The organism is Pseudoalteromonas sp. CH_XMU1449-3 (genome assembly GCF_037027245.1).
Classification (GTDB): domain Bacteria; phylum Pseudomonadota; class Gammaproteobacteria; order Enterobacterales; family Alteromonadaceae; genus Pseudoalteromonas; species Pseudoalteromonas shioyasakiensis.
In genome coordinates, this window is sequence record NZ_JAYMDY010000002.1 from 108217 (window position 1) to 120057 (window position 11841).

At 40.9% G+C, this 11841-nt stretch carries 12 protein-coding genes; 2 read left to right on the forward strand and 10 right to left on the reverse strand.

Annotated elements, in window-relative coordinates; genetic code table 11:
- Nucleotides 1–20: 20 nt before the first annotated feature.
- Both WA256_RS02990 and WA256_RS02995 read left to right on the forward strand, forming a co-directional pair.
- Nucleotides 21–3131 (forward strand): efflux RND transporter permease subunit, encoded by a 3111-nt coding sequence (locus WA256_RS02990; protein WP_335988933.1) that lies wholly within the window; start codon nt 21–23, stop codon nt 3129–3131.
- Nucleotides 3128–4219, forward strand: coding sequence for an efflux RND transporter periplasmic adaptor subunit (locus tag WA256_RS02995; RefSeq protein WP_442961413.1), 1092 nt, complete (start codon nt 3128–3130; stop codon nt 4217–4219). Before WA256_RS02990 ends, WA256_RS02995 begins: the two co-directional genes overlap by 4 nt.
- Nucleotides 4220–4364: 145 nt before the next feature.
- Here WA256_RS02995 and WA256_RS03000 read toward each other — a convergent pair whose 3' ends face one another.
- The 10 genes from WA256_RS03000 to megL all read right to left on the reverse strand — a co-directional run bounded on the left by WA256_RS03000 (nt 4365) and on the right by megL (nt 11751).
- Entirely contained in the window at nt 4365–4850 is a 486-nt protein-coding gene (locus tag WA256_RS03000) for a hypothetical protein (protein WP_335988935.1), read from the reverse strand.
- A 1168-nt stretch (nt 4851–6018) separates the two neighbouring features.
- Nucleotides 6019–6177: a hypothetical protein gene (locus WA256_RS03005; RefSeq protein WP_156426509.1), complete on the reverse strand. Its 159-nt coding sequence runs from the start codon at nt 6175–6177 to the stop codon at nt 6019–6021.
- Nucleotides 6178–6362: 185 nt separating this feature from the next.
- Nucleotides 6363–7028 (reverse strand): hypothetical protein, encoded by a 666-nt coding sequence (locus WA256_RS03010; RefSeq protein ID WP_062566875.1) that lies wholly within the window; start codon nt 7026–7028, stop codon nt 6363–6365.
- A gap of 84 nt (nt 7029–7112) precedes the next feature.
- Complete coding sequence (locus tag WA256_RS03015) at nt 7113–7397, reverse strand: hypothetical protein (protein WP_062566874.1); 285 nt, start codon at nt 7395–7397, stop codon at nt 7113–7115.
- A 133-nt stretch (nt 7398–7530) separates the two neighbouring features.
- Nucleotides 7531–7917: a hypothetical protein gene (locus WA256_RS03020; RefSeq protein WP_062566873.1), complete on the reverse strand. Its 387-nt coding sequence runs from the start codon at nt 7915–7917 to the stop codon at nt 7531–7533.
- Between the two features lie 66 nt (nt 7918–7983).
- The gene (locus WA256_RS03025) at nt 7984–8400 is read right to left on the reverse strand and encodes a hypothetical protein (RefSeq protein ID WP_156426508.1); all 417 of its coding nucleotides are present in this window, start codon (nt 8398–8400) and stop codon (nt 7984–7986) included.
- Nucleotides 8401–8501: 101 nt separating this feature from the next.
- Nucleotides 8502–9071, reverse strand: a complete 570-nt coding sequence (locus WA256_RS03030) for a hypothetical protein (RefSeq protein ID WP_062566871.1) — start codon at nt 9069–9071, stop codon at nt 8502–8504.
- Nucleotides 9072–9191: 120 nt separating this feature from the next.
- Nucleotides 9192–9536, reverse strand: a complete 345-nt coding sequence (locus WA256_RS03035; protein ID WP_036969771.1) for a 4a-hydroxytetrahydrobiopterin dehydratase — start codon at nt 9534–9536, stop codon at nt 9192–9194.
- Between the two features lie 9 nt (nt 9537–9545).
- On the reverse strand, nt 9546–10343 hold the full coding sequence (gene phhA, locus WA256_RS03040; RefSeq protein ID WP_054553132.1) for a phenylalanine 4-monooxygenase: 798 nt from the start codon (nt 10341–10343) through the stop codon (nt 9546–9548).
- 226 nt (nt 10344–10569) lie between these two features.
- On the reverse strand, nt 10570–11751 hold the full coding sequence (megL, locus tag WA256_RS03045; protein WP_335988941.1) for a methionine gamma-lyase: 1182 nt from the start codon (nt 11749–11751) through the stop codon (nt 10570–10572).
- Between the last annotated feature and the right edge of the window lie 90 nt (nt 11752–11841).

An 11841-nucleotide genomic window follows, 5' to 3' on the forward strand; every position in this document is an offset into this window, starting at 1 on the left:
CTGATTTTGGAACACACACAATGAATCTGACACGTAGTTCGCTGAAAAACCCTGCGAGTGTTATTGTCATCTTGGTGTTGATTATGTTGTTTGGCATGTTGAGCATTTTTAAGCTGCCAATTCAGCTCACACCAGATATTGAGCAACCGCAGATCACTATTTTCTCTGGCTGGCGCCAAGCTGCACCTGAAGAGATTGAATCGGTGATCATTGAGCCGCTCGAGAACGCAGTAAAAAACACCCCGGGTGCCTTAGAGGTTAATACTTACATTAACCGTGGTAATGGCTCTATCACGTTGACTTTTGCTGTTGGGCAAAACATGCAACAGGCTATGCTTGATGTGTTAACTAGCCTTAACCAAGCGCCGCCCCTGCCGTTAGATGCATTTGATCCTGTTGTATTTGCTGGCGGTAATAATGGGGAAGCCGCAGCAACGTTACTGGTCACCCCGAAAGATTTTAATAGCGACAGCCTTGATTTAGACATGGCGCAGTTCCAAAAACAAATCGATGAATTTGTTGAGCCCCGTTTGGCACGTATTCCTGGTGTTGCCCGCGTTGACTTAGCCAGTGAGCGACCAAAAGAGTTACGTATCACCTTTGACCCCCACAAAGCTGCCGCACTTGGCGTCAGCCTTGACCAAATCAGTAACGTATTAGCCAGCTCACGCGATACCTCTGGTGGCCTTGCCAATGTTGGCCGCCGTCAATATACAGTACGTTTTACTGGGCAATATGATTTATCAAGCATGGCACAAATGCGCGTTGGTTATTCAGGCGATAGACCCATTTACCTTGGCGATATCGCAAGTGTAGAACGCACTTTTTCTGACCGTTTAGGAATGAGTGGCCGAAATGGTAAACCCGCGTATTACATTCGTATTTCGCGCGCTAACGAAGCCAATACCGTTGCCCTACTCGACGAAATTAACCTTGCCATTAAAGAGCTAAACGAAGGGCCGCTGGCTGAGAATGGCTTATCGATTGAATTAAGTTTTGATGCCTCTGTGCATATTCGTAATGCTTTGTCGTTGGTAAAAAGTAACTTAGGCCTAGGTGTTCTGCTGTCGTGTTTAATCTTGTGGCTGTTCTTTAGAGGCTTAAAGGCCACGTTTGTGATTGCAGCGACAATTCCTGTCTCTTTGTTAGTCGCGTTTTTAACGTTGAATATTTTTGATCGCAGTTTAAATGTTATTTCACTGGCAGGCCTTGCCTTTGCTGTTGGCTTAGTACTTGATGCCGCCATCATAGTGCAAGAAAACATCGCAAGGCTCAGAAGCGAAGGCTTTGATACTAAAAAAGCCGCGCTAAAAGGCGCAGCTCAAGTAACAGGCGCTTTATTTGCCTCAACCACCACCAGCGTTGCTATCTTCTTGCCAATTTTATTTATGGCAGGTATTGAGGGGCAGTTATTCTCGGACTTGGCGCTTACCTTATCCATTGCAGTTATTGCCTCTATGATTTGCGCAATTACACTTATTCCGTTAGCTAACCACTTTTGGCCAGACAAAGAGCTAAAAGCGGATCCTTATAGTAAATATTGGCATAAGCTAACTAACTTCATCATGGCGCTTACCAATACCCGCGTTAAACAAATAGTATGGATAGTGTCGTTATTGGGTGGCTCACTCGTCGCGACCATGACCATGCTCCCGAAAACTGATTTTATGCCGCGCGCACCAACCGATGGCTTTTTCTTTAACTTAAATACCCCGCCTGGCGGCAATGTGCAGTTTATGGAAGAAGAGCTGCTGATGCGTATTAAAAAGCGTTTAATGCCTTATTACACAGGTGAAAAAGAGCCGGGAATTAAAGATTTTAACTTTTATGCTTTTGGTTCGAATGCTGGCGGCTTTATTTATTCTGCTGATCCGCAACGTGTTGAAGAATTAATGAAGGTAGCCCGAGAAGAAATCTTCATCGATTTACCCGACACCCAAGTATTCTTCTTTAGAGGGTCGATGATCCAAGTTGCTAATGGCGGTGATGGTCGTAATATCAATATCGATTTAACGGGTCCGAATATGGACGAGCTAATCGCCGGTGCTAATGTGGCGCTGCAAGCTGTCACCGAAGCAATGCCGAATGCCACTGCAAGGCCACAACCACGACTCGATATGGCAGAGCCAGAACTTAGGCTCACACCCAATGACCGTCGTATAACCCAAGCAGGGCTAACTCGTCGTGACGTATCTCAAGCAGTGCAAGCCTATACAGGCGGGTTATTTGTTAATGAATACTTTGATGGCAACGAACGCATGAACGTGATTTTGCGCGGTATTCCATGGCAAACTCCAGAGGAGCTTAAAGCACTGCCCATTGTGACCCCACAATCAGGTATTCAAACCTTAGGCGAGCTTGCCAATATTGAACGCACCGTAGGCCCAACCCAGCTTAGGCGTGTTAATGGCCGCCGTACCGTGAGTACTGTTGTCACGCCACCAGCAGATATGAGCTTACAACAAGCGCAAACCATTCTCTCAGAGCAAGTTATGCCGAAAGTTCGTGCAAGCTTGCCCGACAGCTCTGGCGCGATATTGGCGGGTAACGCACAAAAGATGAATTCAGCCATGCAAGAAATGACAATCAACTTTATCTTGGCTCTGTTTATTTTATTCTTGCTAATGACCGCATTGTTTAAGTCAGCCAAAGATAGCGCGTTAGTTTTACTGGTCATGCCATTGGCAATTGCAGGCGGTGTCCTGGCCCTATTCGTACTTAACTTATTTACCTTCCAATCACTCGACTTACTGACCATGATTGGCTTTATTATCTTGCTGGGTCTGGTGGTAAATAATGCCATTTTATTGGTTGACCAAACCCGTGTCGCAATGGCCGCAGGGCTCAGCCGAGAAGACGCTGTTCGCCAAGCAGTGCTGCTGCGCGCAAGACCCGTTTACTTAAGTACCTTAACCAGCTTATTTGGCATGCTGCCACTGATGCTAATGCCGGGGGTAGGATCAGAAATTTACCGTGGCCTTGCCACTGTGATTGTCGGCGGCATGGCCATTAGCGCCCTATTCACCCTGATATTAATGCCAAGTTTATTGCAACTTGGCAGACAACTGCCGCCCGTTAATAACAAACAGCAACCAGAAAAAACGCCTTTAAGCTTGGTATCGAATCAATGAGTATTAAAACAATGAACACACCTTTTCGTAAATTAACCGCTCGCTTTTGTGCGCTATTCAGTCTTATCGCATTTAACGCCTTTGCAGTCGTGCCGGTTACAGTAGAAACCGTCACACAAGCCCCGCTGACAAGCGAAATTGAAGTAAGCGGCACTTTGTATGGCAAAGACGATGTAACCCTAACAGCAGGCGTTAGCGGGCGTTTATTATATGTTGTTGAACCAGGTACTCTGGTTAATAGTGGCGACACCCTAGTTCGAATGGACACCTTACCGCTTGAACTTGAAAAAGCACGCCAGCAAGAAATGCTCAATCGCGCCAAAATAAACCTACGCTTATATCAACAAGAGCTCGCTCGTTTACAAAAACTCGCCAAAGCCAGTAGTGCTGCAGCAAGCCAAGTCGATGATATGCAAAATAAGCATGACCTTGCGTTATCTGATATCGCACTGGCTAAGGTTGAATTAAAAGTGATAGACGATCAACTTTCGCGTGCAACCGTGCTCGCCCCATTTGATGGCGTGATCAGCGAGCGTTTTAAACGCGCTGGTCGCGAAATAAATCGCGCAGATGAACTGGTCACTCTGCTCGATATTAATAACTTAGAAGTGCGTTTGTACGTGCCTGTTAAATACTTAAAGTTTTTACACAAAGGCATAGAGTTACCAATTCAAGCCGGCGACTTATCAGCCCCAGATATGACAACAGCCACCATAACAGCGGTGATCCCATCAACCGATCCGCGTTCACAAACCGTAGAAGTACGTGCCCTACTAGCAAATGATGCCGAGCAAACATGGGCAATTGGCCAACTGGTTGATGTAGCCGTGCCACTAAAAAGCAAAGGGGATGTACTACTGGTGAATCGCGATGCGCTGATTTTACGCAAAAAAGGCACCCATATCGTCAAAATCGACAACGACAACAAAGCCCTGCAAATTCCCGTAAAAGTAGGGAATGGCAAAGATAAACTTGTTGAAGTCACCCCGACTTCTAACATCACTTTAAATGCGGGCGATAAAGTCGCAGTACGCGGCGCCGAGCAACTACAAACCGGGCAAGAAGTCGAAGTTCAGGTAAAGCAATAACTATTAGGCTTGAGATGACTGCCAGTTATTTAATATTTTAAGAGCTGGCAGTTCTGATAAAAAGTAGTAACGATTATTAAAAGTTGCGCTTGTTTTTGACTTTCTAGGAAGCAAAAAGCAAGACAAGACCCCTTTATTCTTTCTTCTACGAAAGTTTATCATCTAGTCTAACTAGCTTATCGCCAATAAAATAAACAAACAGTCCTAAAGAAAACACAAACAAAACTAAATACCTCAACGATTTAATCCATTCGCTTTTATTTCCCTCAATATCTTGCAGTGATAGTTCAAAATCGTTTCCAATACGAATAGCAAAAACACTTGCTTCTTTATTTTTCAACTCCACAGATAGTTCAATGTACGAACCTATATGATTAGACAACTCATCATTTAACTCGATCATTTTGCCATTCCAGCGAGGATACAAATATTTATTAGAATCGCCTTCCAGCACTACTTTTAAGTTTAAACCGTTGTTATGGAAACTAACCATTTTTCCATGAACCGAGATTAGTTCATTTTGAGAAGGAGCCTTGGATTGAAGCTCCCCCCAAAACAGAGCACTTAGACTTATCACAATCAAGAGTGAACCGCAGATTTTATAAAAGCTATTTAACATGCTATTCGCCATCACTTTTTCTTTTGTTCTTCTAATACTGTAGCTATTGTTGCTCCAGCTATACCGGTTACGACTGAGGAGCCAGCTTCAATTCAGGGTGTTAAATCCGTGCTTTGTAGTAGTAAAGCTCAGTACTAGGGATTAAGATTTGCCCAGTGTAACGGAAACGCGATGAGCTTGTATTAATTGGCTCTCCAAATGGGCCATATTTATGTGTTGCTATTATTGAACCAGAGCCATTCGTTTCACTAATAAATTGCCACTTCAGACTTACCAAGGGCAAAAAGCAAAACATGGTCCTTCATTTTCTCCTTTTGGTTAGAACTGACCCTATTGGTTACTTGGAGGCAGGGACATAACTTTAATCTTTGTTCCTTGGTTTATCTGCATCTGGGTTAAAGTACAGATATAAAACAAATATAAAATACATAGAAAGTACAACCCCGCAACAGGTGATCAGAAGTCGATAAAATATTTCTAAGGGTTCTCCCACAACTTCGGATGTGAGCATCCGGTACAGCACAAGTAATAAAATTATACTTGAAGAGATTAAGCTATATTTTATTGCTCTTATAAAAATATTTTTACTTTTCATATACTACTTTTTATTTGGTTTCATTGCTTCATCAACAGTTTTTCTTACGATATCCTTTGTTATTTGTGTCGCAATATCGGTAGCTTGGTTGTCTAATACTCCAAACGAACCTTCTGCTGCTTCAGCGACTTTGCCAATAGCATTACCAACTGCTTTCTAGGTCCAGTTACATACATCAGCCCAATTACCAAAGTATCTCTAATAGATGGTGTATTACTATTTGATGATTCATTGACTGCATCCCCTATTGCTCCAGCGGCACCGCTACCTGCTGGCAGAACGGCACAAATCAGATCCTATTTGCTTTGAGAAGTATTTCAAAGAAATCCTATTAATTCCTTGGTTTATCTGCATCTGGGTTAAAGTACAGGTAAACAATTAGTAAGATGTAAACGCAAGCATAAACAAAAGGCCAAGCAAAAATATACCTTATGGCTATTTCAAAATTTGTACCGACTCTTTCCCCTATAGCGAGTCTAATAGTTACAAATATCATAATAAGTACCGTGGCCCATAATGCATGTTTAACTGGGCGTCTAAAAAAATTTTTTTCTTTAAGCATTAATCAATTTCCTATACGACAAGTTAGAGTTGCTTCTTTTTATTTAACTTAGAGTCAACTATCTTCGACGCAGGATTACCGACTAAATCCGACGTTACATCAACAGGCCACTTTATTCCAACCCCTTCGATTACAAATTTTATGTCATCAATCGAGCTTAATGCAGAGCTTAGTATATCCATAGCTCATCTATGCATTCATAGTCTTGTGCAATTTGAAAAACTTTGCCTACACTAGGAACTTGAGAAAATCCCTCAACTCTAATCTAAAACATATCTATTCCACTGATAGGAGCAGGTCTTGTTTTTTTACTTATTAAAGTAAAAAAGATAGGGCAGCCCACTTCATATACGCTTAGTTAAACAAACTAAATAAATTTAGCTGATGTAAGATCAAATTGTGACAATGTACTTTTTCCTTTTTTATATTCAAGAATATTGCCCTTTGATATAGAAAGCTTGCCTAGATAACTATTAAACAAGAGTTCTCTTGGTAGAGTCTTAACAATAATTAGTTGATCTGCTAATTTGCAATCCAAATAAACAAATTGAGTTAATTTAAATTCATGCATTGAGAGTGTAGCAATGACTTTAGATTCTATTGATTTCTTGGCCGATACTTTTTCAGATTGAACCCATTCATTCTCATAATTGTTAGCTTCGAACCGTTGCAGTATATCCAAGCTTTGTTCAAGAGGAATTGGCATTGCAGATATAGCAGCCGACAAAGCTTTTTCTAATATCCTTATGTAATGCTGTTGAAACTGAGAATCCTTTAAATGGCTTATTTTCTCTAACGGGTAATGAACTACAACTTCGAGGAAAGGCACAACTTTCATTGGCTGCACCCTTATCTCTGTACTGCCATCTGTCACATAAACATTTATTCGTGAGTATTTAGAGGTAAACTTGAGTTTACCGATTTCCCTTTCCCAAAAATTACACAAGCAACGAGACTTAAAAAGAAACACCTTTTTATCTTCTTCCGAATAATTACCGTCAAGGTAAAGTTCTATTTGACTTAACTTTGGCATAAATCTATTGCCTCTTAGTTTTAGACTTTTTTAGAAGCCGAAAGGTAGCTCCACCCTCCATTTGCTCTAACCAGTAGAGTAATTTTATTTTTCGAGGGTGGCGATTATATTAATGATTGCTAACTCACCACTTATGAATTCAGAAAGACACCAAACAGATGTATTACCCTCTATTGCAATTGGCTGCAAATCGTCCTGTAAGCTACTCTTAAACAAAGAAAGACTTCTTTCAGATGTTTTTATTTTTTTAATACTTAATTGATTTAACCAACCCTTCGTTGCTTCTTGAATATTGTCACCCCTAGACTGAGATATGAAAGTACCGCCATTCCAATCCATTAAAAACGTATACAACTTTGTACCTGACATTTATCTATAACCTTTAATTTTTTCAATCTATTGGGTTAGATTTTGCTTATGACTTTTTACTCAATAGGCACAAGACCTAAGCCTTCAAAATTAAACAATTCATTATTTTTACCAGCTACAGGATACAAGAAAGTTAAACCTTACAATTTGTATCACCAAACTTAATTAAGTTGTTTAGTTGATGTTTTGATGGTTGGTATGGTGAGCACAAAACTTTAATGAATTGTGATTTATCTTCCTCATCCATATCAATCCAACTTCTAGTTTCTCGTATCCAGTTCTTTATACACTCATAGCCATGCCAATCTTCATTTAGTTTAATTAATGACGACCAACCAATCGCTTCATCGTGCTCGTCGTTTTCCAACAGAGTATGAACAATATCCGCAAGAATCCTTGATGATAAATCTGCAATAATCCCACTATATGGAATGGCGGAATCAAAGTGCGACTCTTTGAACTTTGCCTCAACAATGGCTCTGTGAAGGGCCATCAACTCTGATGCTTTTGTAATATTCATATTTCCCAACCTAAAGTTTTAAGAGGGTCAAGTCTTGTTTTTTGCCTTATGAAAGAAAAAACAAGATCAGGGGCCTTCGACTTCCTTACTATCCAGAGTACCTAACTTAATTCCGATGACAGTACCAACAATCGCAAAGGCTATACTCAAAGGCACTTCTACAAACCATAAAGGTGGGATAAATAACGTTTGTAATAGTATCGATACAATTACTGTTCCCACTATAAAGCTCAGTAAATATACACTTAGGGCATAATTCCAAGCTTTTACAACATTGCGCTTAGCCATAACGGTATAAATTGCTGCGCTCAATAAATAAGAGGGTAATAACTGGTATGTAAAATATTTGCCGAATGAGAGTGAAGCTAAATTATCACTACCAATTATTAGAGTGATAAAAGTACTTAATACGGTATTCAAAGCCAGCATGGCTAAAGTGTATTTTACTATCCTTAAACTTTTCAATTTGTCTCCATGTGTCATGTCACAATCATGATTTAAAAATGGCTGATAATGGCTTCTGCAGAGCAAGTATTCAGAAAACCACTTATAATCGCAGCCTCCTTTCACAAGGCCAACAGCTCTCACAGCAAACAGCCAAACCCTTTTAATGAAATTTCTTGAGTATTCGCGCCACTTTGGTTTTTATGTTGAATGATCAAACGTGAATCTTGGCTAGTAAAGGTAAAGGTTCCGAGCCAAGGAAGCTGAGCAATTGGTTGCATGTGGTAAAAACCATTGGCATCAAAGCATATAAATGAGAACTCATGATGTACCGGTGCAAATACGCCATAATCAGCGGTAAATACAGCAATGTTGTCTTGCAGCATAAAATGTTTCGCTTGCGTGCCCGCTACTAAATACCAAAAGCATATTGCTGTCATTATCACCACTTGTAAGCCGCCGAGTAAAAATACTGAAAATTTAACAATACGAGTCGATTTACTAGCTTCCATATAAAGGCGCTTTGCTTTGAGTAATAACCAAAGCCCAATGGCAACCATAGTTAGCTTTACAATCATCAGTGCTACGCCTATTTGATACATCAGCTTAGGGCTATGCCATTGAATGCCAAATGTTTGCGGGATAAACAAGCTATCAATTAAGGGCAGCAAAATGAGTAGGAATGGCAGAATAAGCGCTTTGTTTTTCATTATTTACTTTTCTAGTGTTCTCGCATAGATAAGAGCCTAATGTTAATTCTTGGGCTCTAAAAAAGCAAAAAGGCGCAACCTGAGGTTACGCCTTTTATCGTTCTGGGCAGAACTTAAAATTTACAGTGCAGCGAATACATCGTCTGTTTTAGCAGCACAGATAAAATCATTTTTGTGTAACCCTTTGATAGAGTGGCTCCACCAAGTAACGGTTACTTTGCCCCACTCGGTTAACAGGCCTGGGTGGTGACCTTCTTCTTCAGCCATATCGCCCACTTTATTAGTGAACTCAAGTGCTTGCTTGAAGTTTTTAAACTTGTAAACACGCTCTAATTGCATAATGCCGTCGCGCACTTCAGGAACCCAGTCTGGGATCATTTTGATCAATTCTGCTAATTCAGCATCAGATACTTTAGGCGCATCCGCACGACACGCTTCACACTTTTGTGTGCTTAATGAAGACATTATAAATCCTTAACTTGCTAATTTTTCTTTAGGAGGAAACTTTGGCTCATGTAGCCCTAATTCTTTTGCTTTACTCACCAGCGACATGATATCCATTTGTGAAATATCAAATAAGTCATTGATTGAGTTAATGGTGTAGTACACAGGCTGCATAATATCAATACGATAAGGTGTACGTAATACATCAAGCACGTTCATCGCATTGATTTCTGGCTTATCTGAGTACACGTATTGTGTTTCGCCTGGGCTTGATAAAATACCACCACCATAAATTCGCAGACCTTGTTCGGTTTGCATTAAACCAAACTCAACAGTAAACCAGTAAAGGCGTGCTAAATAAACACGATCTTTCTTTTCAGCGGCATAACCTAACTGACCATATTTGTGTGTAAACTCAGCAAATGCTGGGTTGGTAAGCATCGCACAATGACCAAAAATCTCGTGGAAGATATCTGGCTCTTGTAAGTAGTCAAACTCTTCTCGGCTGCGAATAAAAGTCGCTACTGGGAACTGCTTGTTTGCTAGTAATCGAAAGAACTCATCAAAATCGATCAGTGCCGGAACAGGCGCAACTTGCCAGCCCGTTGTTTCGAGTAGCACTTCGTTGAGTTCACTAAGTTGTGGAATACGATCTGTTGGTAAATTAATTTTCTTAAGGCCTGCTAAATATTCATCACAGGCTTTACCTTCTATGCAAGCGAGTTGGCGAGCAACTAGCTCAGACCATATTTTATTTTCTTCTTCGCTCCAATGGATAACCCCATTTTCATCAGGTTGCTTGGAGGTGTAATTACTTGCTTTAGCCATAATAACCTTCTTCGTTAAATCTTGATCAGCATTGATCAGAATCTCATTAACTTGTTAAGCCGATACTATGTAAAAGTAAGCGAAATTTTAATAGTTAAGGCTGTTTCTAAGGTTTGCAGAAACAGCCCTAACGTAAACATAAAATTACACCAAAAGATCAAAAAGTTTACACACCACGTTTTTAAAGGGTTAAAACCAGCCTTTGTCGTAAACTTAAAATTACAACCTAACCAACGAATGTAAATGCAGCTTTAAGATCGTTAATAATATCGTTAACATCCTCAAGGCCAACTGATAATCGAATTAAGCCATCACTGATCCCAGCAGCTGCTCTTTCTTCAGGTGTATAAGGCGAATGTGTCATCGATGCAGGATGTTGAATGAGGGTTTCAGCATCCCCTAAACTCACAGCAAGCGTGCAAAGCTGGGTGTTATTTATAAATGTTTCGCCATCTTCAAGGCTGCCTTTTATTTCAAAGGCAATAACACCACCAGCGGCTTTCATCTGTGAGCCAATAAATTGATGACCCGGATGTGATTTAAGCCCAGGGTAATAAACTTTGCTTACCAACGGGTGCTGCTCTAAATATTCAGCAACTACTTTTGCACTTGCACAGTGGCGCTCCATGCGTACAGCAAGGGTTTTTAAACCGCGATTAATTAACCATGCATCATGAGGGCTAATCGTTGCACCAATATCTTTTAGCACCGTCATTTTTATCAGGTTGATATGCTCCTCTGTGCCGCATACAAGCCCTGCCACCACATCACCATGGCCATTTAGGTATTTAGTTGCGCTGTGTACCACAATATCAATACCAAACGAGGTAGGTTGCTGGAGCAGAGGCGTTAAGAAGGTATTGTCGATAACGCTTATCAGTTGATGCTGCTTGGCAACATCGGCAATTAAACTTAGATCAAGCACCGCCATGGTCGGATTAATTGGCGTTTCTGCAAAAATCATTTTTGAATTGGCTTTAACCGCGCCGCGAAGTTCAGCTTCGTTAGTCATATCAACAAAAGTGACTTCGATACCAAAGCGCGGCAACATGTGAGCAAAAAATGCAAAGGTACAACCGTATAACGCGCTTGATGCGACTAGATGGTCACCTTGTTGTAAAAAGCTAAGCACAGACGCAGACACGGCTCCCATACCGGTCGCTGTGGCAGCCGCTGCTTCACAGTTTTCTAACTGAGCCACTTTTTGTTCTAGCTCTTGGGTTGTCGGATTACCCAAACGGGTATAAATAAAGCCCTGCTCTTCACCGGCAAATCGGGCTGCACCTTGGGCTGCATTAGCAAAAGAGAAGGTAGAGGTTTGATAAAGTGGCGCACTCAGTGCGCCATGTGGATCATTTGGTTTTTCTGGACCGTGAATACATTGTGTATGTAAGTGATGCTTAGTCATTGTGTGTTCTCGTTTTTATTATCAGTACTTCATACTCATAAATAAAACGTAGATACCCACAATGCACAAGCATGCCGGATGCTCAGATGG